This is a genomic window from Microlunatus speluncae (assembly GCF_009299835.1).
Taxonomy (GTDB): Bacteria; Actinomycetota; Actinomycetes; order Propionibacteriales; family Propionibacteriaceae; genus Microlunatus; species Microlunatus speluncae.
In genome coordinates, this window is record NZ_VKCZ01000021.1 from 111,429 (window position 1) to 137,093 (window position 25,665).

The 25,665-nt window shown below is 69.8% G+C and carries 25 protein-coding genes, 1 pseudogene and 1 riboswitch; of the genes and pseudogenes, 9 read left to right on the top strand and 17 right to left on the bottom strand.

Annotated features, from left to right (window positions below):
* Positions 1-70: 70 nt before the first annotated feature.
* Positions 71-1,558, top strand: coding sequence for an MDR family MFS transporter (locus FNH24_RS30005; RefSeq protein ID WP_246187150.1), 1,488 nt, complete (start codon positions 71-73; stop codon positions 1,556-1,558).
* Positions 1,559-1,571: 13 nt separating this feature from the next.
* Here FNH24_RS30005 and FNH24_RS30010 read toward each other — a convergent pair whose 3' ends face one another.
* From FNH24_RS30010 to FNH24_RS30025, 4 genes are read right to left on the bottom strand one after another with little or no spacing between them, the layout of a single operon-like run.
* Entirely contained in the window at positions 1,572-2,357 is a 786-nt protein-coding gene (locus tag FNH24_RS30010; RefSeq protein WP_152365946.1) for an SDR family oxidoreductase, read from the bottom strand.
* Positions 2,358-2,362: 5 nt separating this feature from the next.
* On the bottom strand, positions 2,363-3,310 hold the full coding sequence (locus FNH24_RS30015; protein WP_152365947.1) for a Gfo/Idh/MocA family protein: 948 nt from the start codon (positions 3,308-3,310) through the stop codon (positions 2,363-2,365).
* Positions 3,307-3,978, bottom strand: coding sequence for a response regulator (locus FNH24_RS30020; RefSeq protein ID WP_152365948.1), 672 nt, complete (start codon positions 3,976-3,978; stop codon positions 3,307-3,309). Before FNH24_RS30020 ends, FNH24_RS30015 begins: the two co-directional genes overlap by 4 nt.
* Positions 3,960-5,246, bottom strand: coding sequence for a sensor histidine kinase (locus FNH24_RS30025; protein ID WP_152365949.1), 1,287 nt, complete (start codon positions 5,244-5,246; stop codon positions 3,960-3,962). Before FNH24_RS30025 ends, FNH24_RS30020 begins: the two co-directional genes overlap by 19 nt.
* Before the next feature lie 167 nt (positions 5,247-5,413).
* Here FNH24_RS30025 and FNH24_RS30030 point away from each other — a divergent pair, with 167 nt between their 5' ends.
* Both FNH24_RS30030 and FNH24_RS30035 read left to right on the top strand, forming a co-directional pair.
* Complete coding sequence (locus FNH24_RS30030) at positions 5,414-6,292, top strand: CPBP family glutamic-type intramembrane protease (protein ID WP_152365950.1); 879 nt, start codon at positions 5,414-5,416, stop codon at positions 6,290-6,292.
* A complete protein-coding gene (locus tag FNH24_RS30035; protein WP_152365951.1) occupies positions 6,289-6,858 on the top strand; it encodes a TetR/AcrR family transcriptional regulator in 570 nt (189 codons plus the stop codon). Before FNH24_RS30030 ends, FNH24_RS30035 begins: the two co-directional genes overlap by 4 nt.
* 83 nt (positions 6,859-6,941) lie before the next feature.
* On the opposite strand, the gene FNH24_RS30040 is transcribed toward FNH24_RS30035, so the two are convergent.
* From FNH24_RS30040 to FNH24_RS30060, 5 genes are read right to left on the bottom strand one after another with little or no spacing between them, the layout of a single operon-like run.
* Entirely contained in the window at positions 6,942-7,772 is an 831-nt protein-coding gene (locus tag FNH24_RS30040; RefSeq protein WP_152365952.1) for a carbohydrate ABC transporter permease, read from the bottom strand.
* Positions 7,772-8,695, bottom strand: a complete 924-nt coding sequence (locus tag FNH24_RS30045; protein WP_246187151.1) for a carbohydrate ABC transporter permease — start codon at positions 8,693-8,695, stop codon at positions 7,772-7,774. Before FNH24_RS30045 ends, FNH24_RS30040 begins: the two co-directional genes overlap by 1 nt.
* Positions 8,692-10,011 carry an ABC transporter substrate-binding protein gene (locus tag FNH24_RS30050; RefSeq protein ID WP_152365953.1) on the bottom strand — a complete coding sequence of 440 codons (1,320 nt, stop codon included), beginning with the start codon at positions 10,009-10,011 and terminating at the stop codon, positions 8,692-8,694. The genes FNH24_RS30045 and FNH24_RS30050 overlap by 4 nt, the downstream gene beginning before the upstream one ends.
* A 16-nt stretch (positions 10,012-10,027) precedes the next feature.
* Entirely contained in the window at positions 10,028-11,281 is a 1,254-nt protein-coding gene (locus tag FNH24_RS30055) for an NAD(P)/FAD-dependent oxidoreductase (protein ID WP_152365954.1), read from the bottom strand.
* Entirely contained in the window at positions 11,278-11,793 is a 516-nt protein-coding gene (locus FNH24_RS30060) for a GNAT family N-acetyltransferase (protein WP_152365955.1), read from the bottom strand. The genes FNH24_RS30055 and FNH24_RS30060 overlap by 4 nt, the downstream gene beginning before the upstream one ends.
* Positions 11,794-11,909: 116 nt before the next feature.
* Here FNH24_RS30060 and FNH24_RS30065 point away from each other — a divergent pair, with 116 nt between their 5' ends.
* Together FNH24_RS30065 and add are read left to right on the top strand one after the other, a co-directional pair.
* Positions 11,910-12,692: an IclR family transcriptional regulator gene (locus FNH24_RS30065; RefSeq protein WP_161606395.1), complete on the top strand. Its 783-nt coding sequence runs from the start codon at positions 11,910-11,912 to the stop codon at positions 12,690-12,692.
* Between the two features lie 2 nt (positions 12,693-12,694).
* A complete protein-coding gene (gene add / locus FNH24_RS30070; RefSeq protein ID WP_217428632.1) occupies positions 12,695-13,705 on the top strand; it encodes an adenosine deaminase in 1,011 nt (336 codons plus the stop codon).
* A gap of 40 nt (positions 13,706-13,745) precedes the next feature.
* Here add and FNH24_RS30075 read toward each other — a convergent pair whose 3' ends face one another.
* Positions 13,746-14,711 (bottom strand): quinone oxidoreductase family protein, encoded by a 966-nt coding sequence (locus FNH24_RS30075; RefSeq protein ID WP_152365957.1) that lies wholly within the window; start codon positions 14,709-14,711, stop codon positions 13,746-13,748.
* A 92-nt stretch (positions 14,712-14,803) separates the two neighbouring features.
* Here FNH24_RS30075 and FNH24_RS30080 point away from each other — a divergent pair, with 92 nt between their 5' ends.
* Positions 14,804-15,448: a TetR/AcrR family transcriptional regulator C-terminal domain-containing protein gene (locus FNH24_RS30080; RefSeq protein ID WP_152365958.1), complete on the top strand. Its 645-nt coding sequence runs from the start codon at positions 14,804-14,806 to the stop codon at positions 15,446-15,448.
* Here FNH24_RS30080 and FNH24_RS30085 read toward each other — a convergent pair.
* Positions 15,445-16,890 carry an MFS transporter gene (locus tag FNH24_RS30085; protein WP_152365959.1) on the bottom strand — a complete coding sequence of 482 codons (1,446 nt, stop codon included), beginning with the start codon at positions 16,888-16,890 and terminating at the stop codon, positions 15,445-15,447. The two genes, FNH24_RS30080 and FNH24_RS30085, sit on opposite strands and share 4 nt — an antisense overlap.
* Positions 16,891-16,924: 34 nt before the next feature.
* Positions 16,925-17,392 carry a DUF6194 family protein gene (locus FNH24_RS30090; protein ID WP_152365960.1) on the bottom strand — a complete coding sequence of 156 codons (468 nt, stop codon included), beginning with the start codon at positions 17,390-17,392 and terminating at the stop codon, positions 16,925-16,927.
* A gap of 62 nt (positions 17,393-17,454) precedes the next feature.
* Here FNH24_RS30090 and FNH24_RS30095 point away from each other — a divergent pair, with 62 nt between their 5' ends.
* Positions 17,455-18,168, top strand: coding sequence for a MerR family transcriptional regulator (locus FNH24_RS30095; RefSeq protein ID WP_152365961.1), 714 nt, complete (start codon positions 17,455-17,457; stop codon positions 18,166-18,168).
* Between the two features lie 23 nt (positions 18,169-18,191).
* Here FNH24_RS30095 and FNH24_RS30100 read toward each other — a convergent pair whose 3' ends face one another.
* Positions 18,192-19,355: a S8 family peptidase gene (locus FNH24_RS30100; protein ID WP_161606396.1), complete on the bottom strand. Its 1,164-nt coding sequence runs from the start codon at positions 19,353-19,355 to the stop codon at positions 18,192-18,194.
* 330 nt (positions 19,356-19,685) lie between these two features.
* On the opposite strand from FNH24_RS30100, the pseudogene FNH24_RS30105 reads away from it, so the two are divergent.
* Positions 19,686-20,102 (top strand): annotated as a pseudogene (locus FNH24_RS30105) (Rrf2 family transcriptional regulator); the annotation flags it as partial.
* Positions 20,103-20,519: 417 nt separating this feature from the next.
* Here FNH24_RS30105 and FNH24_RS30110 read toward each other — a convergent pair.
* The 4 genes from FNH24_RS30110 to thrC form a co-directional block, all read right to left on the bottom strand.
* Complete coding sequence (locus FNH24_RS30110) at positions 20,520-22,586, bottom strand: RecQ family ATP-dependent DNA helicase (RefSeq protein WP_246187152.1); 2,067 nt, start codon at positions 22,584-22,586, stop codon at positions 20,520-20,522.
* 153 nt (positions 22,587-22,739) lie between these two features.
* On the bottom strand, positions 22,740-23,210 hold the full coding sequence (locus FNH24_RS30115; protein ID WP_152365964.1) for a hypothetical protein: 471 nt from the start codon (positions 23,208-23,210) through the stop codon (positions 22,740-22,742).
* Between the two features lie 234 nt (positions 23,211-23,444).
* Positions 23,445-23,723, bottom strand: coding sequence for a ubiquitin-like small modifier protein 1 (locus FNH24_RS30120; protein ID WP_152365965.1), 279 nt, complete (start codon positions 23,721-23,723; stop codon positions 23,445-23,447).
* On the bottom strand, positions 23,720-25,006 hold the full coding sequence (gene thrC, locus FNH24_RS30125) for a threonine synthase (protein WP_152365966.1): 1,287 nt from the start codon (positions 25,004-25,006) through the stop codon (positions 23,720-23,722). Before thrC ends, FNH24_RS30120 begins: the two co-directional genes overlap by 4 nt.
* 9 nt (positions 25,007-25,015) lie before the next feature.
* Positions 25,016-25,126: riboswitch (SAM riboswitch) on the bottom strand.
* 113 nt (positions 25,127-25,239) lie between these two features.
* Between thrC and FNH24_RS30130 the strand changes: the two genes are divergently transcribed.
* Positions 25,240-25,665: a hypothetical protein gene (locus FNH24_RS30130; RefSeq protein ID WP_170304548.1), complete on the top strand. Its 426-nt coding sequence runs from the start codon at positions 25,240-25,242 to the stop codon at positions 25,663-25,665.

Genomic DNA, 25,665 nt, shown 5'->3' on the forward strand with positions numbered 1-25,665 from the left:
ACGGTCGGGCGGCGGTCCAGCATGCGGAATATCGGGAATGGGAGCGCCCTGGCTCCGGTTGGCTGCAGGGGTGGTCGACCAGCCAATCACTCGCGCCTCCGTCGGGCTCCGCTCCGAGCGCGGGCCGGTCCTGCTGTCGGTGATGTTGTCGGCCGGGCTGGTGGCGATCGATTCGACCATCCTGGCCACCGCGGTGCCGGCGATCGTCGATGATCTCGGCGGGTTCTCCCAGTTCCCCTGGCTGTTCTCGATCTATCTGCTGGCCCAGGCGGTGGCGGTGCCGATCTACGGCAAGCTGGCCGACATCATCGGCCGCAAGGCGATCATGCTGTTCGGGATCGGCGCGTTCGTGCTCGGCTCGGTGCTCTGCGGCCTGGCGTGGAGCATGCCCGCGCTGATCGCGTTCCGGGCGATCCAGGGTCTCGGCGCGGGCGCCGTCCAGCCGATGGGGATGACGATCATCGGCGACATCTACACGCTGGCCGAGCGGGCCAAGGTGCAGGGCTACCTGGCCAGCGTCTGGGCGATCTCGGCCGTGGTCGGCCCGACCCTGGGCGGCCTGTTCGTCGATTTCCTCGACTGGCGCTGGATCTTCTTCGTCAACGTCCCGCTCGGCGCAGTCGCGGTGTGGATGCTGGTCCGCAAGTTCAGCGAGAACCTGACCCGGACCAAGCACAAGATCGACTACGCCGGCGCCGTGCTGCTGGCGGTCGGCGGCTCGTTGCTGATCTTCGGGCTGCTCGAGGGCGGGGTGCTGTGGTCCTGGTTCTCCTGGCAGAGCCTGCTCGTGCTGGGCGGTGCGGCGGTGCTGCTGGTCAGCTTCGCGCTGGTCGAGCGGCGGGCGGCGGAGCCGATCCTGCCCGGCTGGATCTTCACCCGCCGGATCCTCAACGGCGCCAACCTGGTCAGCCTGACGGTCGGCGTACTGCTGATCGGCCTCACCTCCTACGTCCCGCTGTTCGCCCAGGGCGTGCTCAAGACCAGCGCCCTGGTCGCGGGCTTCGCGCTGGCGGCGATGACGATCGGCTGGCCGCTGGCCGCCTCGAACTCCGGCCGGCTCTATCTGCGGATCGGGTTCCGCAACACCGGGCTGATCGGCTCGGTCCTGGTGCTGGCCGCGGCGGTGCTGTTGATCACGCTGTCCCCGGCCAGCCCGATCTGGGTGGTCGCGGTGACCTGCTTCCTGGTCGGCCTCGGACTGGGGCTGATCGCCAGCCCGTCCTTGATCGCGGCGCAGTCGACGGTCGGCTGGCAGCACCGCGGCGTGGTCACCGGCGCCAACATGTTCGCCCGGTCGATGGGCAGCGCGATCGGCATCGCTGTCTTCGGCGCGATCGCGAACTCGAAGCTGGCCGGGCACACCTCCGGCCCGGTCGGCGGCCACGGCGGCGGCGCCTCCGACGTGCCGCCGGAGGTGCTGGCGCCGGCGATCCAACAGGTCTTCTTCGGCTCGGCGGTGATCGCGGTGGTGCTGATCGCCGCCGTGTTGATCATCCCGCGCCGGGTCGAGACGGTCGAGCTGGGCGCCCCGGCCACGCCCGAGCCCACCGATCGGTGACGGAGCCGACCGGTCAGTAGGTGGTCGACAACCCGCCGTCGACCGCGATGGTCTGCCCGGTGATGAAGGAGGCCGCGTCGGAGGCGAGGAAGGCGACGATCCCGCCGATCTCCGCCGGCCGGCCCCACCGGCCGAGGGCGGTCCGCGAGGTGACGAACGCGTTCACCGTCTCGTCGGCCACCATCGGCGTGTTGGTCTCGGTCGCGAACGGGCCCGGAGCGATCGAGTTGACCCGGATCCGGTGCGGCCCGAGCTCGGCCGCGAGCGTCCGGGTCAGCCCGTCCAGGCCCGCCTTAGCCACCGTGTAGCCGACATCGGCGCGCGACCCGAGCAGGCCACCGACCACGGACGACACGTTGATGATCGCTCCCGGTCGGCCGTCCTCGACCAACCGCCGGGCCACCGCCCGGGTCAGCCCGTACGCACTCAGCAGGTCGATCCGGACCAGCCGCTCGAAGTCCGCCTCCGACATCTCCAGCGCACCGCGCCGATCCCGCTGGCCGACGTTGTTGATCAAGATCTCGATCGGTCCGTGCTCGGCCGATAGCTCGGCCACCAGCGGGTCGGCATCCACCTCGGCGACATCGAAGACCGCCGGCCGGGCATCGACCCCGTCGTCGCGCAGCGCCGCGCAGACACCGGTCAGCGACGACCGATCACGCCCGTTGATCAACACCCGGGCGCCGGCCTCGCCGAGGGCCCGGGCCATCTCCAGCCCCAGCCCTCGGCCGGATCCGGTGATCAGGGCCAGCCGACCGGCCAGCCGTCGTTGATCATCGACTGATCGCGTCTCCGCCATCCCGATCAGAGCCGCCAGTCCAGGGTGCTGCCGCCCTGTCGGGCCGATTCGCCGGCCAGCACGGCGATCCGGGTGGTCCACAGCTCCTCGGCGGTCGTGGTCGGGCGCGGACGCCGGACCAGATCGGTGAGCACCCAGGGCGACGGATCATCGGGCAGACCGGTCGGGATCAGCGGGGAGGTCCGATCGCGGAGGACCGAGCGGAAGTTGCCGGTGTCGACCTCCCAGGTCGCGGTCCCGCGATCGCCGGTCACCTGGATCAGGAACGGCGTCAGGTCCAGGCCGCGGCTCCGCACCACCTCGTAGCGGGCCGGTCCGGCCGTGGCCCGGCCGTCCACCCGCATGATCACCTGCTCGTCCACGTCCTCCGTCTGCCGCAGCCCGCTCGCCTCGTCCGGGCTGGTCACCGAGCCGGCGGTCACGCCGGTGAACCAGCGGAACAGGTCCAGCGCCTCCAGGGTGGCGGCGGCCAGCTCCCGCTCGGACACCGACTCCCCCGCGTCGAGGATGACCTGCCGGACCCGGCCGAGCCGACCCTGGTCGATCATCTCCCGGGCCAGTCGCACCGCCGCCTGGTTGCGGTAGGTGTGCGCCACCGCAAGCCGCCGGCCGGAGTCGGCGGCCGCGTCGACCAGCGAGTCCAGGCCGGCCGCCGAGACGGTCACCGGCGGCGCGACGATCACGTCGACCCCGGCCGCGAGCGCGTCGATGATCACTCGGGTGGTGTCGCCGGCCGGCGCCGCGACCGCCACCATCGTCGGCTCGGCCGTTGCCAGCAGCTCCCGGTGATCGGCGAACGCCGGGATCGTATGCAGCACGGAGAAGTCGGCGCGCGCCCGCTCATCGGGCTCGCTGAAACCGACCGCCCGTACCCCGGCCCGGCGGCGCTCCACCGGGTGCACGAACAGCCGGTGCCGGTCGTCGGCCACGCCGACCAGCGCGAAGTTGATCACCGTTGCCCGCCGCGCAGGTAGGCCAGCACGGCCAGCACTCGGCGGTTGCCGTCCGCCTCCGGCGGCAGGTCGAGCTTCCCGAACAGGCTGCCGATGTGCTTCCCGATCGCCGCCTCGGTCACCACCAGATTGTCCGCGATGGTGGAGTTCGATTGGCCCTGGGCCATCAGGTCGAGCACCTCGAGCTCGCGCGGGGTGAGCCGCCGCAGCGGGTCCTTACGACTGCCGAGCAACGCCCGGACCACCTCCGGATCGACCACCGTGCCACCGGCGGCGACCTCGGCGATCGACTCGGCGAACTGGGTCACCTCCGCCACCCTGTCCTTGAGCAGGTAGCCCACTCCGGCGCCGGAGGACTCCAACAGCTCGTCGGCGTAGGCCTGCTGGACATACTGGCTGAGCACGATCACCGCGAGGTCGGGCCGGTCGCGGCGCAGCTGGACCGCGGCCCGCAGCCCCTCGTCGGTGAAGTCCGGCGGCATCCGGACGTCGGTGATCACCAGATCGGGTTCATGATCACGAACGGCGTCGATCAACGCGGTGGCGTCGCCGACCGAGCCGACCACCCGGTGCCCGAACCGGGCGACCAGACTCTCCAGACCGGAGCGCAGCAGGACCGAGTCCTCGGCGATCACGATCGCGAGCGAACCTACGTCAGTGGCTGGCATGGCACCTCGAACCGTACAACGGTGGGACCTCCGATGGGACTCGACACATACATCCTGCCGTCGACGACGGCCAGCCGGTCGGCGAGGCCGAGCATGCCGGTCCCCGCCTGGAGTTCGGCGCCGCCGACTCCTTCGTCGGTGACCTCGGCGATCAACCGATCACCCCGCCGTTCGAGCAAGACCATGGCCCGGTCGGCACCGGAATGCTTGGCGACGTTGGTCAGCGCCTCGGCGACGGCGAAGAAGATCGCGATCTCCACCGGTTCGGGATACCGGGCGTCGACCTCGAGCCGCGTGTCGACGTCCAGCGATGATCGGGAAGCCAGGTCGGCCAGGGCGACGGCGAGACCACGCTCGACCAACAACTGCGGATAGACGCCGCGGACCAGCTCACGCAGCTCGACCAGGGCGTGCCGGGCCTGCTCCTGCGCCTTGGCCAGTCGGGTTGCGGCCTCGGAGCCCTCGGGCAGATCCATCCGGGCCAGCCCCAGCTCGACGCTGAGGGCGACCAGCCGCTGCTGGGTGCCGTCGTGCAGATCCCGCTCGATCCGCCGCCGCTCGGACTCGAACGCGTCGACCAGCCGGGCCCGCGACGTGGTCACCTCGGTCAGCCGGCGGCCCAACTCGGTCTCCTTCGGCGCCAGCACGGCCCGGGTGATCGCTGCCCGGGCACCGGCCCAGGCCGTCAACAGGTAGGCGAAGAACGGCACCAGGACGATCCCGACCAGCCCCGCCACCAGCGACTCCAGGACCTCGACCCCGCCGAACAGATCGATCGCGGACAACACGGCGAAGGCGAACGGGGCGATCGAGACCGCCAGCACCACGCCGTCGAGCAGGCACAGGATCGTGCAGACCACCGCGTAGCCGATCTCCTGCCAGGTCAGCGGATCCCGCAACCGCGCCTGCGCCCAGACCCTGAGATCCCCCGACTCGGTCCTGCGGCGCGGCCGATCGATCGGGTCCGGGTCGATCAGCCGGATCCGCCGTCGCTCCACCCGCGCCAGGCCCAGCCCACAGAGCACGAAGATGCAGAGCAGCACGATCACGCCGATCAGTGCCAGCACCGACTGCACACTCAGCCGGGTCACGATGATCACCCGGACCAGGTAGGTCGTGCCGATCACGATCAACGAGAAGCACGCGCCGATCACCGCGCCGACCCCGACCCCGGAGAGCAGGTACGCCATCGACAGCCAGGGCCAGCGCGACAGCAGGAACCGTCGCGGCGGCTGGACCATGGCCTGCCAGGGCGTGCTTGCGGACACGCAGCGACCCTACTCAGTGGCTCCGCCCGACACAGTAGGTCCAGCCCCACTCCCCCCACTACCGCTGACCCGTCACATCCGCGGGCACTTTTGCGGCGTGTTGCAGCAGATGTGACGGCTCGACGGGTGCTGTACGTTCGTACCGTACGGTCGTATAGGATGAACTCATGACCGGTCGCCCTTCCTGGAAGCTCACCCTCGGCCGCGCCCTCGGCGCCATGATCATCTTCACCGTCGCCCTCGGCGCGGCCAGTGGGATCGGCCTCGGGGTCGCCAACCTGATGGGATGGCCGCGCACCGTCGCCAGCCTGATCCAGGCGGCACTGTGCACCGTGATCGCGCTGGCCGGCATCGGCTGGCTCGCTCGGATCACTCGCTCGGCCGCGGAATGGTACGGGTTCCGGCGGACCGGCATCGGGCGCGACCTGCTGCTCGGCTTCGGTGTGGTCGCGGCGGCGGCGGTCGTCGTGATAGGGCCGACCGCCGCGTTGGGCGGGCTACGGTTCGACGGCGTTGATCCCGGACCGCTGTTGCTCTGGCTCGGCACCACGGTGATCGTGGCCACCGGGCTGGAGGCGTTTCCCGAGGAGCTGGCGTTCCGCGGGATGGCGTACAGCTCACTCCTCGGGCGGCTCCGCCCGTTCCTGGCCGCGGCCGTGGCGACCGTGATCTTCGTCCTCGCACCCGGCCTGGCCACGTTCTGGACCGCGCTGATCATGCGGCTGCTGCGGGCCGGCGAACCACCGTGGTATTCGCTCGCGCCGGAAGGTCAGGACCCGATCACCTATCTGATGCTGCTGACCTTGTGGAGCATCTGCCTGATCCAGGCCCGCCAGGTCACCGGCAGGATCTGGGTCGGGGTGGCGGCACATCTGACGTTGTTGATCATCAACCGGACGCTGCTCGGCTCGGCCACCGGCTCCGGCGTGTCGCTGGCCCAGCCGGACCTGATGTTGATCATCCCCGGGTACGTGATCCTGGCGACGATCGGCTTCGCCGTGGTGCGGGGCCGACGGTTGAGCCGGACTCCGGAGCCCGCGCGATGACCGACCAGCCGCCGCGCGGCGGCCACCTGCTGGACGCCGCGGTCCGGCTGATCGCCGGCGCGGGCCTGGCCGGCCTGTCGATCCGGGCGGTGGCGACCGAGGCCGGCGTGTCCCTGGCCCAGGTGCAGTACTACTTCCGGAGCAAGGACGAGCTGGTCACGGCCGCATTCGAGCACGCGAGTGATCAGTTCCTGGCCCGGCTGGCCGTGGTGCTCGACCGTCCGCGTTCGCTGCGCCGGCTACGGTCCGCGATCGATCTGTGGCTGCCACTGGACGAGGATCGGGAGCAGTGGGTCAAGGTCTGGCTGGCATTCGTCGGCGCCGCGGCAACCCGCCCCGAGCTGGCCGAGGCCGCCCGGCAGACCGATCAGCAGGTGACCGCCTGGCTGACCGAGGAACTCGCCGCCCTGCGGGTCGCCGACCCGGCCACCGAGGCCGCCCGCCTGCTGGCCCTGATCGACGGCACCGCCCTCCGCTCCCTCACCCTCCCCCTCCTCACCCGCCCCACCTACACCCGAACCACCCTCACCCCCTACCTCACCACCCTCGCAAACGCGGCAGTTTGAGCGATCCGCGGCAGTTGCAACTGCCGCGGATCGCTGCAACTGCCGCGTTTGCGCTCGGAGAGTTTGTGGGGTGGGAGTACGGGTTACTTGATGGAGCCCATCACCAGGCCGCGGCGGATGTAGCCCTGGAGGATGACGTACAGGATGATCGGCGCCAGCGAGGAGAGCAGCAGGGCGGCCACGGACAGCGGATAGTCGCTGCCGGCCAGGCGCTGGCCGAGGGTGGCGATGCTGCCGGTGATCGTCTGCTTCTCGCCGCTCTGCAGGAAGACCAGCGGCACCAGCAGGTCGTTCCACCAGCCGGTGAGGTTGAAGACCGACGCGGTGACGATGCCGGGAACCGCCAGCGGTACGACGATGCGGCGCATCAGCTGGGGGTAGCGGGCGCCGTCCAGCTTGGCCGATTCGATCAGCTCGTCCGGCAGCGCGCGCATGATCGCGGTGATCAGGAAGATGCTGCCGGGCAACGACCGGGCCACCCACATGCCGATCACCGAGATCGGCGAGTCGGACAGCTCGAGGCCGACGAAGAACAGGTAGTTGGGCACCAGGATCGCGATCATCGGGATGCCCATGCTGCCCACGACGAGGGCGTACACCACCTGCTGACCACGGAACCTCAACTTGGCCAGTGCATAGCTCGCCGGGACGGCCAGCGCCAGGGTGATCACCAACGCCGCCGCCGCATAGACCACGGTGTTGCCGAGGATCCGGACCACGTCGAACCGGTTGTTCAGCGCGGTGAAGTTCTCCACGTTGGCCCAGTTCCGGGGCAGTGCGATCGGGTCGTCGAGAAACTCCGTCGATCCCTTGACCGAGGTGATGATCATGAAGAACAGCGGATAGACCGCGGTCACGGCCAGCAGGCTGAGCACCAGGGTCGCGGCCGCCCGGCCGATTCGGTCGGCACGCATCAGTTCATCCGCTCGAGCATCCGGACCTGCAGCCAGGAGCAACTGAAAGCGATCACCAGCAGCATCACCGCCAGCGCCGACGCCGCTCCCAGCTCCCCCTCCTGGAAGGCGGTCAGATAGATCATGTAGTCCAGCGGCGTGGTCGACCGTCCCGGTCCGCCGCCGGTGGAGACCAGCACCAGGCCGATCAGATCGACCAGGACGTAGATCACGTTGGTCAGCAGGAAGTACGCGATCGTCGGCCGGAGCAACGGCAGCACGATGGAGAACAACCGCCGCCACCAGCCGGCACCGTCGACCTTGGCCTGTTCGATCAGCTCGGCGTTGATCGTCGACAGCCCGGCCATGAAGATCAACACGCCCTGGCCGAGGGTCTGCCAGTAGAACGCGGCCAGCAGCACTGCGAAGGCGGTATGGGTCTGGCCCAGCCAGTCCTGGGCCAGGCCGCCCAGCCCGATCCCGGTCAGGAAGCCGTTGACCGCGCCGGTCGGGCTGAACAGGATCCGCATCAGCAACCCGACCACGGCGGCCGACAGCACGGTCGGCAGGTAGTAGACCGAGCGGAAGATCCGCCAGCCCGGGACCTGATCATGGATCGCCACCGACACCGCGACACAGATCAACAGCAGCGGCGGGATCGCGGCCAGGAAGACCAGGTTGGTCCGGATCAGCTCGAAGAACTGCCCACCGAACAGGGGATCGGTGTAGTTGGTCAGCCCGACCCAATCGGCCCCGGCACCGTTCCAGTCGGTGAAGCTGTAGCGGATCGTCGAGCTGACCGGATACCAGAGCAGCACCGCCATCACGATGATCGCGGGGGCCAGCGTCAGCCAGGCCAGCGCACCGTCCCGGGCCCGGCCCCGGCCCCTCGGCGCCCGCTGCTTCGCGGCGCCGGGCGCGCGCTGCGCCGTGATCACGCTCACTGCAGCGAGTCGCGCTTGGCGTCCAGCTTGGCCAGGAACTCCTCCGCGCCGATGTCGCCGTTCCAGGCCAGCTGGGCTTGGGCGCCGAGCTCGCTGACCAGATCGGCCGGGAAGGTGTTGTCCGGCCAGAACGTGTTGCTGGCCTCGACTCCCCACGCCTGCAGCTGATTGACCAGCGGGTCGGGATAGAGATCCGACAGGTCGGTCCGGCCGACCAGCGGGCCGGGGTCGCCGGACTCGGCGAACGTCCGCTGCTCCTCGGCACTGAGCAGGTGCTTGATCAACTCGACCGATTGCTCCTTGCGCTTGGAGTTCTTGGACACGATGAACGCGTTGCCGCAGCCACCGACGGTGCCGCCCTGGATCGCGGTCGCGCTGATCGTCGGCAGCTTCCCGGCACCCGACTTGTCGCCCAGCTTCTTGCGCAACTGCCGGACCCCGCCGGCGCCGCCGACGCTCATCGCCGCCTTGCCGTTGAACAACTGCTGGGACGCCTGGGTGTCCTCGATGGTCGGCGCGCCGGGCACGGTGTAGTCGCGCAGCCGCAGCCATTTCGTCGTGGCGTCGACGATGGCCGGGTCGGTGAACTTCTTGGCCCCGGAGCTGAGCTCGCCGATCCCGGGCGGACCGCCGGCCGCCTGGGCCAACCAGGTGTCGTAGGTGAAGTAGAGGTAGTTGAGCTTGCCCAGGGTGAGCGGGGTGACGCCGGAGGTCTTGATCTTGTCCAGCTCGCCGATCCAGGTGTCGAACTCGTTCGGCCAGCCGGCCGGGTCGACCCCGGCCCGGTCCAGCTGCTCGGCGTTGAAGAGCAGCGCCATCGCCCCGTCGGTGCCGTTCGGCACGCCGAGGATCTTGTCGCCCTGGGTGGGATCGAAGCCCTCGGTGACGGCCGGCCAGCCGGACAGCGCCGCGAACTCGGTGTCGTCGAAGTACTGCCGCATCGGCTCCAGGAAGTCGCCGACGCTGAGCATGTAACTGCCCGACCAGACGCTGGCGACGTCCGGTCCCTTGCCACCGATGCTGGCCGTCCTGATCTTGGTGAACATGGTCGCGTCGCCGGGCAGCTCCTCGACCTTGACCTCGACCCCGGTCTTCGCGGTGAACCGGCCGATCGCCTGGTTGATCCAGAAGTCCGCCGGCTTCTTCGACTTGTCGTTGGAATCCGTGGTCGGGAAGCCGCTCCAGAAAGTGATCGGCTCCTTGCTCGAGGCCGACGTGGAGTTGCCGTTGCCGGGGGTGCACGCCGTCACCGCCGGTACGACAGCGGCAGCGCCGGCCAGGCTGAGGAAGCCGCGGCGGGAGAGGGAGTTGATCATCGTTGACTCCTCGGGTTCAGGGCGTGGCCACCAGGTCGGCGGCCGGGGTGGGATGGGTGGGGTCGAGCCGCAGCGCGCGGCCGGCGGCGAAGCGATCCGGGCTGAGCCAGCTCGTCTCCAGCTCCGCCGGTGCGCCGGGCACACCGGTCAGGTCGATCGTCGTCGTGCCGTGCAGCACCCGGGCGGCGACCGCCTTGGCCAGCCCGGCGTGCAGGGTGATGCCGTGGCCGTTGCAGCCGAGGACGTGGATCAGGTTGCCCAGCGCCCCGCTGCTGCCGACCATCGGGTAGCCGTCCGGCGTCATCCCGTAGACACAGTTCCAGCCCGGCAGGAACCGGCTCCGCGGCAGCCGCCAGCCGCTCTTGATCATGGCGCCGACCCGCTCCGGGAAGCCGGCGTCGTTGTTCAGGTCGCAGTGATCGGGATCGACGGTGAACTCCGGCTCCGGCGTGTGCCGATGCTGGCCGAACAGCAGCAGATCCCCTTCCTCGCCGCGACACCAGCCGCCCTGGCCGTCGACCTCGCCCGGCCAGCCGAGCAGCGGCACCCGGGACGCGCCGTCCTCGAAGCCGGTGGCCACGGCGACCTGGATCCGCTGCGGGATCAGGTCGAGGTCGAGCCCGCCGAGCCGGCCGATCTTGCCGCCCCACGGGCCGCCGGCGTTGATCACCGTGCCCACCTCGACCGGGCCGCGCCGGGTGATCAACCGGGTGATCCGCGGCCCTTCGCGGTCCATCGCCAGCACCGGGGTGCCGGGCAGCACGGTCAGCCGGCCGGTCCGGGCCCCTTCGTCGGCGTACAACTGGACCAGCTGGTACGGGTTGATGAAGCCCTGGTTGGGAAAGAAGTCACCGCCGGCGACGTCGTCGGGCAGCCAGCCGAACCGCGATCGCAGCTCGGTGCCGGTCAGCCGGACCCGGTGGTAGATGCTCTCCGGGCCGGTGCCGTAGGCCGTCTCGTACGCCGACGGGCCGGGCTCGGACCGCCCGGAACGCCAGTAGGACAGCGATCCGTAGCGGTGGAACGGAAAGCCGTGCTCCCGTTCCAGGGTGCGGATCCGATCATGGCCGACCAGGCTCAGCACCGCGTACAGCTCACCGAGGTCGTGCAGGCAGACGACGCCGGCCGAGCCGCCGGTGGTGCCGCTGGCCAGCGCCCGGCGCTCGAAGACGACCACCTCGGCGCCGCCCCGGGCCAGCTCGTAGCCGCAGGCCAGACCGAGGATGCCGCCGCCGATCACGGCGACGTCGACCCGCTCCGGCGCGCTCATCGACTACCCGCCGGGCCCAGCAGGGCACGGAAGATCACCGACCACCGCCGTTCATGATCGGGATCGGGATACTGCGGCACGTAGCCGAGCCGCAGATAGAGCTTGATCGCCGCCAGTCGATGATCATCGGTCTCCAGCACCGACGCCGTGCAGCCCTCGACGACGAAGCGCTGCAGCACCGCCAGCACCACCTCTCGGCCGATGCCGCGGCCGCGGGCCTCCGGGTCGGCGGCCACCCAGTGCAGGTAGCCCGCGCCGGGATACCGCTCCGGCAGGGTCCGCGCCGAGGCCGTCGCGACGACCCGGTCGCCGTCGCGGATCAGGAAGGTCTGCGACACCGTCGGCTCGTCCAGCAGGTAACTGCGCACCTTGGCCGCGTCCCACGGTTCGCCGAACGACGCGGTCAGTAGCCGGGCCAGGGCATCGGCGTCGCCCGGCCCCGCGAGGTCGATGGCGGCCATGGCCGCCGGAAGCTCGGCCAGGTCCGGCCGGCGCATCAGGAGTGAGCTCATGATCTTCTTTGATGTTCGAAATGCGGGACATATGTATGGTATTCACGCTACTGTTTTAACGTTGTAGGAGTCAAGGGGTCCGTACCATGTAGGCGGGCGGGAGTAGGGAGATGATCATGGCGCGCGAGACCGGCACCGGGTCGGCGTCGACCGGACGCACCCTGCAGGTGCTCGAGACCCTGGTCGTCACGACGGCCCCGGTGACGTTGACCGAGCTGGCCCGGCGCTGCGGCATCCCGCTGGCGACCTGCTCGGCGATCGTCGCCTCACTCGAGGACCGCGGCTATGCCCAGCGGTCGGTGGTCGGCCGGAGTCACCTGTGGCGACCCACCCTCAAGTTGTACGGGCTCGGGATGCAGACGCTGCGCCGGTTCGAGCTCGCCGACGAGAGCATTCCGATCTTGAACCAGCTGCGCGACGAGGTCGGGCTGACCGCGCACCTCGGCGTGCTCGACGGCGCCCAGGTGGTCTACGTCGCCAAGGCCGGGACCGGCACCATGGTGCAGTTCAACACCTATCCGGGCCGGGTGTCGCCGTACAACGTCACCGCGCTCGGCAAGGCGATCGCCGCCTTCTCCCCCGAGCACCAGCAGCAGGAGCTGCTCGACCAGGCCTTGCCCGGCCACGGACCGAAGGGGACGGGCTCGAGCGGCCGGCCACTGCGGGAGGAGTTCGGTCTGATCAGGGAGCGCGGCTTCGCCGTCGAAGATCAGGAAGAGGAAGCCGGGATCGCCTGCATCGCCGCTCCGGTGCTCGATCGCGACGGCTTCGCGGTGGCCGCCGTCGGCGTCACCGGACTGGAACACCAACTGATGCTCGACCAGCGGGCCGGGATCGCCCGCGCCGTCGTGCGGGCGGCCGACACGGTCGCGCTGAGCACCGGTCTGCGAGGATCCTGACCGTGCCGCCCGACCCGACCCGGATCCGTGATCTTGCTCGCCTGCCGAAGGCCAACCTGCACCTGCATCTGACCGGCTCGATGCGGCCGGCGACGGCCGACGCCTTGGCCGCGCGGCACGGGCTGCCACTGCTGCCGCCGGTCGATCCGGACCAGCCGACGCCGCACGGCTGGGAGGTGTTCCAAGATCGCTACGACGCCGCCCGGGCCGCCCTGCGGACCGCCGAGGACCTCGAACGCGTGGTGACCGAGGCGATCGACGACAACCAGGCCGACGGCGCCGGCTGGGTGGAGCTCCAGGTCGACCCGACCTCGTACGCCCGCCATCTCGGCAGCCTGGAGGCGGTGATCGAGGCCGTGCTCGGAGCCCTCCGGGACCGGCCGGCGGGCCTGATCATCGCGGCCAGCTGGGGCGCCGCCGGTGATCATGCCGAACGCCTGGCGGAGCTGGCGATCCGTTACGCGCCGGAGGGCGTGGTCGGCTTCGGGCTGTCCAACGACGAGCGCCTCGGCCGCACCGCCGACTTCGTACCGGCCTTCCGGATGATCAAGGACGCTGGCCTGCTGGCGACGCCGCACGCCGGCTTCTATCACGACGCCTGGCACGTCCGCGAGGCCGTGACCCTGCTCGGCGCCGACCGGATCGGCCACGGTCTCACCGCCGTGAACGACCCGGCCCTGCTCGACCTGCTGGCCGAACGCCGGGTGACCCTGGAGGTGTGCCCGACCTCGTACCCGCCCTTCGGGGTCGTCACCGACCTCGCCGCGATTCCCCTTGATCAACTACGGCGGTCCGGCGTCCCGGTCGCCCTGGCCACCGACGACCCGCTGATCTTCGGCGTCGGCCTGACCGGCCAGTACGAGATCGCCCGCGACCACCTCGGCTGCACCGACGCCACCCTGGCCGACCTGGCCCAACAGTCGATCGAAGCCTCCACCGCCCCACCCCACCTCAAAACCACCCTCACCACCACCATCCCCACCTGGCTCAAACCCCCGACTTGTCAGAATTAGGGCACGCCAGGACGTGCCCTAATTCTGACAAGTCGGGGTTTCAGGGAGTGAGGGTGAGGACGAGGCGGGTGCCTTGGGGGTTGCGGTGCCAGGCGGCGGTGACGTCGCTGAGCGGGATGGCTTCGACGTCGATCACCAGGTCACCGCGGACGGCGGCGGCGAGCACCTGGGCGAAGGACGCACGGAGCACCTCGGGGGCGGGCAGGTTGCCGGTGCCGTTGCCGACGATCTCCAGGCCGGACGAGCGCAGCGCGCCGGCCGGCAGTGAGATCCGCGAGCCGGCCATCTCCCCCACCTGGACCAGCCGGGTGCGCTTCTTGGCCGAGCCGAGATCACCACGGCTGAGCGAGGTGATCAAGGCCTCGGCCGGTGCACCCCATAGGTAGTCGATCACCAGGTCGAAGCCGTCGCCGGCCACCGCGGCCAGCTGCTCGGCAAGATCATTTTCGTCGTCCAGTCGTACCGTCGCATCGGCGCCGAGCTCGGCCAGCCGGTCCAGCGAGGTCTGGTTGCGGCCGACCGCGACGACCCGCCGAGCCCCTTGCAGCTTGGCGCACTGGACGGCGAGCCGGCCGGTGACGCCGGTGGCGCCCATGATCAACACGTCCTGCCCCTCGGTCAGTCCGCCGGTGTGAGCCAGCGACAGCCAGGCCGAGACGCCGGCGTTCGGCAGGGCGGCGGCGGTCACCGTGTCCAACTCGTTCGGCACCGGGGCCAGGAAGCGGGCCGGGGCCGCGACCAGCTCGGCCATGCTGCCGTACGGCTCGCGCGGCGCCCCGAAGTAGACCCGCGTGCCGTCGTCGGTGTGCCCGACGCCGTCCAGCCCGGCGACGGCCGGCAGTGCGTCGTGGCCGGAGTAGTGGGTGCCGGCGACCCGCATCCGGGCGATGTTGGTGATCGCCGCCGCCGCGACCCGGACCAGCGTCTCGCCCTCGGCGAGGACGGGCTCCGGGAAGTCCTGATAGGCGGGCGGCAGGCCGAGCGCAGTGATCACTGCAGCCTTCATGATGGTGCTCCTTAACAGCGTTAAATTCCTGACCACGCCAGGATGCCTTAACGCTGTTAAGCTGTCAACCCGTTGACGAGGAGAGGACTTCGATGGCCCTGGACCGCGAGACCGTCGTCCGCACCGCGCTGCGATTGCTGGACGCCGACGGCCTGGAGCGGCTGACCCTGCGCCGGATCGCGGGCGAGCTCGACGTCCAGGCCCCCGCGCTCTACTGGCACTTCAAGAACAAGCAGGAGTTGCTGGACGCGATGGCGACCACGGTCCTGACCGACGCGACCCGGGAAACCGCCGACTGGACCGGGCTGCCCTGGCGCGAGTTCCTGCCCGCGTACGCCCACGGCCTGCGCGGGGCCCTGCTCCGCTATCGGGACGGCGCGAAGATGGTGCCCGGCACCTATCTCACCGATCCGGCGATGTTCGCGGTGATGGAGCGAGCCCTGGGCGTGCTGACCGGCGCCGGTTTCTCGGCCCGGACCGCCTCGACCGCGCTGTCCACGATCTACTGCTACACGGTCGGTTTCGCGATCGAGGAACAGGCCGTGCATCCGCGCCCCGGCGAGAGCGACCCGCGCTACACCCCCGAGGCCCGGCGCCGCCGGATCTCCGCCGACACCGAGCCGACGGTCGACGCACTCAACCGCAGCACTCCGCTCGACGGTGATCGCGACGCCGACTTCGACCACGGCCTGCGGTTGATCATCGCCGGCCTCGCCGCCGAATCCCCCTCCCCCTAAGCCGACTTGTCAGAACTGAGTTGTGTCATAGGGCTACTCACTTCTGACAACTCGGGCGGAGGGAGGATTCGGCGGGAGAGGAGGGCGCCGGTGGTGGCGAGCAGGGCGGCGGCGGCGAAGACGATCACGAACAGGGCGGCCGGCGGATGCGGGGCCGAGGCGGCGATCGCGTAGCCCACGCCGACGCCGCCGGCGCTGATCGCGGCCGAGCCGAGCAGGCTGTTGCCCGCCGCGACCCGGCCCTGCTCAGAGTCGGCGACCAGGGTGTACCGGTGCACGGAGAGACTGGCCGACGCGAGCCCGATCCCGACGCCGGCGACCGCCCAGCCGGCCAGGCCGATCACGGGCATGATCAATCCGGCCGCGGTGCCGGCCATCGCGATCAGACCGAACGCGACGAAGGCGAAGCCGAGCCCGACCCGGCGGGTGACCCGGGTCCGCCGCTGGACCGCGGGGCTGCCCTGGAGCCAGGAGCCGGCGGCCCAGAACAGCCCGGTGATCGTCATGCTCAGCCCCGCCATCGCCGGGCTGAAGCCCGACACCTCGATCAACATCAGCGGCAGGTAGCTGCTGCCGACCGCGAAGGCGGCCGACAGGGCCGCGCCGAGACCGACGGTCGCGCCGACACCGCGCCGCAGCGCCAGGGTTCCGGTCGGCAGCAACGGCCGGGCGCACCAGATCCCGATCCCGACCAGCAAGATCAACCCAGCGGCACCGATGATCAACAACGATCCGCCACCGGCGGCCAGCGGAGCCAACGCGGCGGCCGCTCCCATCGTCCCGGCCACGGCGATCGCGTACGGCAGCGTGCCCAATCCGACCCCGCCGTGGTCGGCCGCGTCCTGCGGTGCTCGCCGGGACCGCCGGATCGGCCCGATCAGCGCCAGTGCCACCGGCACGGCCAGCACCCCGCCGAGCAGGAAGACCCAGCGCCAACCGGCCTGCTCGGCGATCCCGCCGGCCAACTGCGGGCCGAGCACCGACGGCAGGATCCAGGCCATCGCGATCAGGCTGATCATCCTCGGCCGCAGCCGCTCCGGAATGGTGGTCACGATCAACACCGTGATGCCGATGTCGAACAGCCCTTCGGCGATGCCGGACATCAGTCGGCCGGCGACGACCACCAGCATCGTCTGCGCCGAGGCGATCACCAACTGCCCGATCAGGAACAGGCCGACCCCGGTGAAGATCGCCGGGCCCGGGCCGCGGCGATCGATCCAGGCCCCGGCCAGCACGACGGCGATCACGTACGTCAGCCCTGGTCCGATCGTCGCCGCACCGAACCAGGTCAGCCCGCCGAGATCCTCGGCGACCACCGGCAACACCGTGCTGGTCGCCCGGTTCTCCAACGCTCCCAGGGTCACCAGCGCGATCATGGCCAGGGCCGGCAGCAGGTGCCGGCGCTGCAACATGCTCCGCGCGGGAGAAAGATCATCGGTCACGCGGCCCAGGTTGCAACCTCAAGTTCCCTCGAGGTCAAGGGTGGGTCTCAGAACGGCGTTCGACCCGGGCCCGGGCGAGACCGTACGCGCCGGTGATCAACTCGCGCAGCGTCTGATCGGTGCGCGGCCCCGGGTTGACCACGGCGAGCCAACCCAGCGAACCATAGACGGGATGGGCGATCACCGTGTCCTCAAGACTCGGATCGTCCGACCCCGGCTCCCGGGGCGCGCGACCGGTCCAGCGCCGGAAGGCCTCACGGCCGGCGGCGACGTTGGCCCGGAACGCGCCCGGCCGGTCCAGCCGTGACCCGGCGTCGTCCGGATAGTCCTTCGTGACGATGGTGGCGAACGGCTGCGTCGCCGGCGGCAGCACCCCGTCCGGCGCGTAGTAGAAGAAGACATCACCCCAGGCCAGCTCGGGCGATCCGTCACCCGGCCCGGGTCGGAGGGTCAGCACCCCGTCCAGTTCCGACCCGAACTCGATCAGTTCATCAAGGCTCATGCCTTCAACCGTCGCATTAAAGTGCTTGTGGAGAGTCGCCGTCGTAGAGGAAGGAATCCGGAATGACAACCCTCAACCCGGCCGAATTCCGGACGAAGGCCCTGGCCGATCGGGCCGGCTACTCGGTGCAGCAGATCCGCAACCTCGAGCGGGACGGAGTCCTGCCGCCCGCCGTCCGGTCCAGCAACGGCTACCGGACCTATCGGGAGCCACACCTGCAGTCGGCGCTGGCCTATCGGGCGCTGGCGGCCGGGATCGGCCCGGTCGCGGCGAAGTCGATCATGGTCGCGGTCCATCGGCGACCGGCCGCCGAAGTGCTGGCCTCGCTCGACGCGGCACATGCCGGGCTGGACCGGGAACGCGCCGAACTCCGGCTGGCCCGGGCGGCGGTGGCGGCGATCACCGTCGAGCCGCTCGAGGACGTACGGCCGAGCGACTCGATGAGCGTGTCCGAACTGGCGACCGCCCTCGGCGTCCGATCATCGACGCTGCGGCATTGGGATGCCGAGCGGCTCGTCGTACCGGATCGGATCAGCCCGGGCGGGACCCGTCGCTACACCCCAGCCCAGGTCCGCGATGCCCGGATCGTGCACCAACTCCGCGCGGCCGGCTATCGGATCGAAACCCTGCGAGCGGTGCTGCCGGAGTTGCCGAGCGGTCGCCGGCTGACCGAGGTCGAGGCCGCGCTGGCCGTCCGGGAGGACAGCATCACCGCCCGGTCGCGGGCGCTGCACACCGCCTCGGCCCACCTGTCCACCCTCCTCCCCACCTCGTGAGGTGACGAAGAGGGCGGAGGTGATCACATGCCGGAGGTGTTGACCCGCTTGATCGCGGCGCCGTCCTTGCTCTTGCTGCCGGTCGAGGTGGCTGCCTTCTTCAGTGCCGCCTCGACCTGGGCCGGCGTCGCCGTCCTGTGCTTGGAAAGATAGAGCGCTGCCGCCCCGGCTCCGTGCGGCGCCGCCATCGAGGTGCCCGACATGTAGCCGATGCCGCCACTGTTGCCGGTGGACAAGATCTTCACGCCCGGCGCCCAGATGTCGACGCAGTCGCCGTAGTTGGAGAACGACGCTTCCTTGTTGCCCGAGTCGAGCGCCGCCACGGTCAGGATGCCGTTGTTCGTGCCCGCCCCGGCCCGGGCCGGCGTCTGGCCACAGGCCGATTTTCCCTTGTTACCGGCGGAGAGGGCGAAGAACACGCCCGACTTCACCGCCCGGCGGATCGCGTCATCGACCGCCTGGCTGGGATTGCCACCGATGCTCATGTTGGCGACGGCCGGCTTCTTCGCATTCTTGGTCACCCAGTCGATCGCGGCGATCATGTCCGAATACCAGCCGTGGCTCTCGCAGTCGAGCACCTTCAGCGAGGTGATCGGCAGCCCCGGCGCCACCCCGACCACACCGCGGGAGTTGTCCCGGGCCCCGATCGTCCCCGAGATGTGCGAGCCGTGGCCGTGGCAGTCCTCGTTCGGCTCCTCGGTGAAGTTGAGCCGCTGCACCACGTTGAGGTCGGCATCCTTGGCCACGCCGGAGTCGATGGCGTACGCGTTGACGCCGGAGACGGCACCGGACCCGTTGCCGGCCTTGGTCGAGCTCTTGTCGGCCTCCACCCGGTCGATACCCCAGGGCAGCGACTGGCCGTCGGCGCTGACCTTCTCATCGGCCTCCAGGTAGGCGACCCGCGGGTCGTTCCGCAGCTCCTCCACCTGGTCGTTCGGGATGGTCGCGCTGAAACCGTTCAGCACCTCGCCGTACAGGTGGCCGACTCGCAGCCCCTTGACCACCGACTGCAGCTGCTGCGAGGTCGTGCCGAGCACCCCCTTGTCCCGCTGCTGTTCGTTCAGGACGACGATGTAGCGCCCCGATCCTTCCTCCTTCGGCCGGTCCGCTGCCGCGGTGCCGGCCGCCGCGCCCACCAGAATCGTGGCGAGCGAGAGTATGACAAAACCGTTCAGAAACCTGCGCATGAAGCATTCGCCTTTCCCCAAAGCCCCCAAGACCCCCGCATCGGCGAACGACATGCCGCCTGGTCTTGCCGAATTACGATTGCGTCAGCTGACCGACCACACATTTCCGGTAAGCGCATGCCGGAAACAAGTAGATTGAAAGTTCTTTAAGCAATACCTGCTGTAATCGTGAGCGAATACAGATCCTCTTGGGCGACAAGAGCGACTGTTGCAATCGATCGCACCGATCTTGCGGCTCGCCTGACTTGTGCAGCCCGGGCAGCCGCCTACTGTAATCATGACAGTTACAGATCGCAGGAGTCACCATGAGCATCAGCAGTCGCAGCGCCATCGCTGACCATGCTCGCCCAACGTGGTCAAGATCAACTCTTGACCTCGGCGGAGATCGCCGACAGCCTGAACAGCAATCCTGCCGCCGTGCGCCGACTGCTCAGCCAGCTCCGCCGGGCCGGGCTGGTGCAGGCGACCGAGGGGTACGGCGGCGGCTGGCGCCTGACCCGGCCGGCCCGGCGGATCAGCCTGTACGACGCCTACACCGCGGTCGAGGACGGACCATTGCTGGCCGGCCACAACCACCCGCCGAGCGAGGCCTGCGTCATCGGTCGCAACATCATCGCCCTCCTCGACACGGAGTTCACCGAGGCCGAGCGGGCCTTGCAGAAACGCTTACAGGGAACGAGTATCGCCACGATTCTCGATCGCATCATCCAAGCCGAACGCGCCTCCGCGACGTCCGCGAAGTCCTGATCAACCCACCATGATCATCAGCAGTTCACTGCTGCCGAATCTATAACAAAAACGTGTTACAGACGAAGGAAGGAATCCCTATTCCCTTCTACGGCAGAGTTTCCGATCGGTTCAGCCTGCGCCGGCCGGCCCCTGTCGGGCACGGCAAGTCTGATCATGATCGGCGCGGCCATGATGTTGCTCACCTTCGCGGCGGGCGGGACGCCTCCCCGATCCTGATCGCCCTCGCCATCGTCGCCCTGGACGCCGGCTTCGCGTTCGTGATCACCACCGTCGCCGCCGAGTCCCAGCCGCACCGGTTGGCCGGCTCCGGGATCGGCATCTTCCAGGGCGCGCAGTTCCTCGGCACCTGTCCTCGCCGAATCATGTGCAAATCTCACACCAGCTGTAAGATTTGCACACCGATTCTGGAAGGCCTTACGGCAGTTGGTGCAGGGCCAGCGGCAGGACGGTGGTCGCGCCGGCGTCGGCCATCAGGGCGCCGGCGACGGTGATCGTCCAGCGGGTCCGGATCGTGTCGTCGATCAGCAACACGGGCCCGTCGAAGGAGACGCCGGGCTGGACGGTGGTCCGGGCCAGCAGATCAGTCGCCCGGGCCGAGGAAGAGGCGTCCTCGACCGGACGTGGGCCGGAGACGGCCAGGGCGTCGACGTAGGGCAGCCGGCCCTTGTCGGCGACGTGCCGGGCCACCGATTCGATCATGGTCGGGAATCGCCGGGACGGCATCGGCACCACCGCGGTCGGCCGGTCCCAGTGCGGCGACCAGCGCTTCAGCACCGCGACGACCGCGTCCAGGATCTCTTGATCAACGGGCTCGTCGCGAACCCAGAGCCGGCGCAAGGTGTCGCTCCAGGCGGGGTCGTCCGCGTACGCCAGCGCCCGGCCCGGCGCCAGGAAGTTGATCTTGCCCTTCCGGTCACCGAGTCGGGCCGCCCACTGCTTGCGCGGCTCGACGACGGTGTCCTGGCCGCGGAAGAAGGTCCGCGCGGCCGTGATCAACTCCTCGCTGGGAGCGGTGCCGGGCTCCGGCAGCGTGCCGGTACAGACCGAGCAACGGCCACAGGCCTGGGGATCCGGATCGTCCAGGGCCTGCTGCAGGAAGCGCATCAGGCAGCCCTCGCCGTGGGCGTACGACCGCATCAGCCCGGCCTCGTCGGCGCGGACCTGGCGCAGCGCGGACCACTTCTCCTCGTCGTAGTACCAGCGCTTCCCGGTCGCGACCCAGTCGCTGCGATCCCGTTCCACGACGCCGTCGACGGCCAGGATCTTCAGCGTCGACTCGAGCCGGCCGCGGCGGATACCGGTCGCCGCCTCGATCGCGCCCAGCCCGGCCGGCGCCTCGGCGAGCACGTCGAGGATCTGCTCCACCTGCGATTCGACCGGGATCCCGGCGGTGGCGAAGTAGTCCCAGATCCGCTCGTCCGACTCGGCCGGCACCAGCACCGCGACGGCGTCGTCCAGGGCCCGGCCGGCCCTGCCGACCTGCTGGTAGTAGGCGACCGGCGAGGCGGGCGAGCCGAGATGGATGCAGAACGCGAGGTCCGGCTTGTCGTAGCCCATGCCGAGCGCCGAGGTCGCCACCAGCGCCTTGACCTGGTTGGCCCGCAACCGGTCCTCCAGTTGCTCCCGGTTCTCGGTCTGACCCGAATAGGCCGCGACGTCGAGGCCCTGGCTCTGCAGGAAGCCGGCGACCCGCTCGGTCTCGGCCACGGTGAGCACGTACACGATGCCGGAGCCGGGCAGCGACCGCAGCGCCTCGGCCACCCAGGCGTAGCGCTGCAAGGGAGTCAATTGGGGCACCACCGAGAGCCGCAGCGAGGCCCGGGCCAGCGAGCCGCGCAGCGTCACGGTTTCCTCGCCGAGCTGCCGCGCGACGTCGGCAGTGACCCGCTCGTTCGCGGTCGCGGTGGTGGCCAGCACCGGAGTGCCCGGGGCCAGCTCGAGCAGCGTCCGGGTCAGCCGCTGGTAGTCCGGCCGGAAGTCGAAACCCCAGTCCGAGACGCAGTGCGCCTCGTCGATCACCAGCAACCCGCAGCGCGACAGCAGCTCCGGCAGCCGAGCCGCGAACCGTGGATTGACCAGGCGTTCCGGCGAGATCAGCAGGACATCGAGCTGGTCGCCGGCCAGGGCCTCGAAGATCGGGTCCCAGTCGTCGAAGTTGGTCGAGTTGATCGTCGCCGCCCGCAGCCCGGCCCGCTCCGCGGCCGCGATCTGATCCCGCATCAGCGCCAACAGCGGCGAGACGACCAGCGTCGGCCCGGCCCGGTGCTCGCCGGATCGGAGCGCGGCGGTGGCGCCCCAGTAGACGACCGACTTGCCCCACCCGGTCGCCTGCACCACCAGCACCCGCCGCCGGTGGTCCACCAGCTCCTCGACCGCCCGGAGCTGATCCGCCCGCGGCTCGGCCTGCGGCCCCGCCACCGCCCGGATGGTCGCGGCCAGTTGCTCGGCGGTACGGGTGGGCGCGGTGCTGGTCTCCGACATGCCCGCCATCATGCCCCTCACCCCCGACGACCCACCCAAACCCCCGCCGACCCGTCACTTATGCACGCGTTTCTGCGGCGTGTCGGCGCACAAGTGACGTCTCGGCGAGGCGTGGGCGGGCTGGAATCCGGGGATGAGCAGGGTCCGGGGGGATCAGCAGGTGGCGATGTGCCCGTACCCGATCCAGAACTCGCCCTTGTCGTTCAGGTTGGCGGTCCGGCCGAGATCCAGGATGTTGTTGGAGCCGTGGATCTGATGATCACCGACGCTGATGAACGGCGTGAACTGTCCGGCCGGCCCGGTGCCCTTGCCCGGAGTGAAGGTCACGGACACGCCCGGCTTCGACGTGCCCGAGCGCCAGCAGGTCTTTCCGGTCGAGGCGTTGCGCAGGACCAGGTCCCCGTTGTCCTGCATCCGCAGCACGGCGCCGCCGTTGCACAGGGCGCGGCCGGGCCGCAGGATGTCGGTCTGGTCCAGATAGTCCTGGGCCGAGCAGCCCGCCGGTTCCGCCGCCGCGCTCGGGGCGGTCGCCACCAGGAGGCCCGAGGCCGCGGCGATCGCCGCCGCTCCGGCCAGGGCCACGCGGGTGGATCGGTGGGACAGCTGATTGATCGCAGTCTTCATCTGACGCTCCTGTTCGGGTGCCACTCTCCCCGCCGAGAGGGTGGAATCGGTGTGCGGTCGGCCACGACGCTATCGACGCACGGGGTCACCCGGTGGAACGGTTGGAACGCACCGCGCCCCATCCCGGCCAGGCCGGAACGGGACGCAGATTCAGTTCAGCGAGACGTCGCTTGTGCACCGACACGCCGCAAAAGCACGTGCGTTTGTGCCGTCTCGGCGGGGTTTCTTGGGGGATCAGCAGCCGCCGGCTACGGCGGGGATGATGGAGACTTTGGCGTCGTCTTCGACCTTGGCTTCGAGGCCGCCTACGAAGCGGACGTCTTCGTCGCCGACGTAGACGTTGACGAAACGGCGCAGTTCGCCGGCGTCGTCGACGACGCGCTCCTTGATGCCGGGGTGGGCCGACTCGAGGGAGTCGAGCAACTCGGCCAGGGTGGAGCCCTCCGCGGTGACCTCTTTGGCGCCGCCGGTGTAGGTGCGGAGGATGGTCGGAATGCGTACGGATGCGCTCATGACCGGTAATCCTCCCAGAAGGTGGCGAAGTCCTCATAGCGCGGCGCGATGGTCGTTTTCGGGCCGACCTGATCGGCGACCGCGTCAAGCGTCTTCAGCCCGTCACCGGAGTTGATCACCACGGTCTCGGCGGCCGGGTCGAGCGCGCCGTCGGCGATCAGCTTGGCGGTCACGCCGATCGTCACGCCGCCCGCGGTCTCGCCGAAGATGCCCTCGGTCCGGGCCAGCCGGCGGATGTTGGTGACCACGGTCTCGTCGTCGACGTCGGCGATCACGCCGCCGGTGCGCCGGATCGTGTCCAGCACGTAGGGGCCGTCGGCCGGGTTGCCGATCGCCAGCGACTTGGCGATCGTGTCCGGCTTCACCGGGCGGACCACGTCGTGGCCGGCACGGTAGGCCTGCGCGATCGGCGAGCAGCCGGTCGCCTGGGCGCCGAAGATCTTGTACGCCTTCTCCTCCACCAGGCCGAGCTTGATCAACTCCGTGAAGCCCTTGTCGATCTTGGTCAGCTGGGAGCCGGACGCGACCGGGATGACGAGTTGATCAGGAATGCGCCAGCCCAACTGCTCGGCGATCTCGTACGCGAGCGTCTTGGAACCCTCGGCGTAGTAGGGCCGGACGTTGACGTTGACGAAGGCCCAACCCTCTTCCTCACCGGCGATCTCGCTGGCCAGCTTGTTGACGTCGTCGTAGCTGCCCTTGATCGCGATCAAGGTCGTGTCGTAGACGGCGGAGGCGAGGATCTTCTGTCGTTCCAGGTTTTCCGGCACCAGGACGACGGACTGGATGCCGGCCCGGGCGGCGGCCGCGGCGACCGCGTTGGCCAGGTTGCCGGTGGACGGACAGGCCAGCACCTTGAGGCCGAGCTCGCGGGCCGCGGACAGCGCGACCGCGACCACCCGGTCCTTGAACGAGTGGGTCGGGTTGCCGGAGTCGTCCTTTACCCAGAGCTGCTTCAGACCAAGATCATCGGCGAGGTTGCGGGCGTCGACCAGCCGGGTGAAGCCGGGGTCGGTGGAGCGGAAGGTAGCAATGTCGGCCGGCACCGGCAGCAGCGGGGCGTAGCGCCAGATGCTCTTCGGACCGGCCTCGAGGTCGGCCCGGGTGATCGTCGGGAACTCATAGCCGACCTCGAGCGGGCCGAAGCATTCGACGCAGGCGTAGAACGGACCGAGCGGCCCGGTGGCGCCGCAGGCGCGACAGATCAGGTGGGTGGCGTTGCCGAAGGCTCCGGGGCGACAGCCGGCCGGGGCCTCAGTGGTGGATACCGTGGTCACTGGCATTCAGTCCTTCGTCATCTGTCTCGGTCGACTGTCGCCGAGTCGGAATTGGCACCTGGACCTGTGGTAGGCCGGTTGCCGGGGAGTCATCGGGCCGAATCCCTCATCCCCTCTTGATGAGCGCCCCAGAGGAGCGAATGCCAGCGTAAGGTCCGAAGCGGCAGAACCTCGAATGCATTCTCAGATGACAAGATCGGTGCCCGCATCGTGGACATCGAGCCGGGAGGTGGGCAGCGATGAGGCTGCGGTATCAGCTGCGCCGGATCGGCAACGTGATCACCCTGGGCACCCCGTTGGGCCTGCTGGCCGCCCGGATCGGCGGCGCCCGGTTCGTGGCCGGGCCGCGTGGGCTGGTGCTGGCCGAGGGCTATCGGCCCGGCTTCCCGTACGCGACGGCGTTCACGGTCGGCAACGTGCTGATCACCCGCGGCAGCTGGGACGAGCAGCTGCGCCGCAACCCGCGGCTGCTCGAGCACGAGGAGGGCCACACCTGGCAATGGCTCTATTGCCTCGGCCTGCCGTTCCTCTTCGCCTACTCGGCCTGCATGCTGTGGTCGGTGTTCCGCACCGGCGACCGCGCCACCGGCAACTTCTTCGAGCGTCAGGCCGGCCTGGAGAGCGGCGGCTATGTCCCCACGACCAGACCCGAGCCGGTGGACTGA

Bases quoted from the DNA above. Each gene is read 5' to 3' on its own strand.
- FNH24_RS30010 (WP_152365946.1), bottom strand. From the start codon at position 2,357: ATGGCGGAGACGCGATCAGTCGATGATCAACGACGGCTGGCCGGTCGG.
- FNH24_RS30020 (WP_152365948.1), bottom strand. From the start codon at position 3,978: ATGCCAGCCACTGACGTAGGTTCGCTCGCGATCGTGATCGCCGAGGAC.
- FNH24_RS30030 (WP_152365950.1), top strand. From the start codon at position 5,414: ATGACCGGTCGCCCTTCCTGGAAGCTCACCCTCGGCCGCGCCCTCGGC.
- FNH24_RS30035 (WP_152365951.1), top strand. From the start codon at position 6,289: ATGACCGACCAGCCGCCGCGCGGCGGCCACCTGCTGGACGCCGCGGTC.
- FNH24_RS30040 (WP_152365952.1), bottom strand. From the start codon at position 7,772: ATGCGTGCCGACCGAATCGGCCGGGCGGCCGCGACCCTGGTGCTCAGC.
- FNH24_RS30050 (WP_152365953.1), bottom strand. From the start codon at position 10,011: ATGATCAACTCCCTCTCCCGCCGCGGCTTCCTCAGCCTGGCCGGCGCT.
- FNH24_RS30055 (WP_152365954.1), bottom strand. From the start codon at position 11,281: ATGAGCGCGCCGGAGCGGGTCGACGTCGCCGTGATCGGCGGCGGCATC.
- FNH24_RS30060 (WP_152365955.1), bottom strand. From the start codon at position 11,793: ATGAGCTCACTCCTGATGCGCCGGCCGGACCTGGCCGAGCTTCCGGCG.
- FNH24_RS30065 (WP_161606395.1), top strand. From the start codon at position 11,910: ATGGCGCGCGAGACCGGCACCGGGTCGGCGTCGACCGGACGCACCCTG.
- FNH24_RS30075 (WP_152365957.1), bottom strand. From the start codon at position 14,711: ATGAAGGCTGCAGTGATCACTGCGCTCGGCCTGCCGCCCGCCTATCAG.
- FNH24_RS30080 (WP_152365958.1), top strand. From the start codon at position 14,804: ATGGCCCTGGACCGCGAGACCGTCGTCCGCACCGCGCTGCGATTGCTG.
- FNH24_RS30090 (WP_152365960.1), bottom strand. From the start codon at position 17,392: ATGAGCCTTGATGAACTGATCGAGTTCGGGTCGGAACTGGACGGGGTG.
- FNH24_RS30095 (WP_152365961.1), top strand. From the start codon at position 17,455: ATGACAACCCTCAACCCGGCCGAATTCCGGACGAAGGCCCTGGCCGAT.
- FNH24_RS30100 (WP_161606396.1), bottom strand. From the start codon at position 19,355: ATGCGCAGGTTTCTGAACGGTTTTGTCATACTCTCGCTCGCCACGATT.
- FNH24_RS30110 (WP_246187152.1), bottom strand. From the start codon at position 22,586: ATGTCGGAGACCAGCACCGCGCCCACCCGTACCGCCGAGCAACTGGCC.
- FNH24_RS30115 (WP_152365964.1), bottom strand. From the start codon at position 23,210: ATGAAGACTGCGATCAATCAGCTGTCCCACCGATCCACCCGCGTGGCC.
- FNH24_RS30120 (WP_152365965.1), bottom strand. From the start codon at position 23,723: ATGAGCGCATCCGTACGCATTCCGACCATCCTCCGCACCTACACCGGC.
- thrC (WP_152365966.1), bottom strand. From the start codon at position 25,006: ATGCCAGTGACCACGGTATCCACCACTGAGGCCCCGGCCGGCTGTCGC.
- FNH24_RS30130 (WP_170304548.1), top strand. From the start codon at position 25,240: ATGAGGCTGCGGTATCAGCTGCGCCGGATCGGCAACGTGATCACCCTG.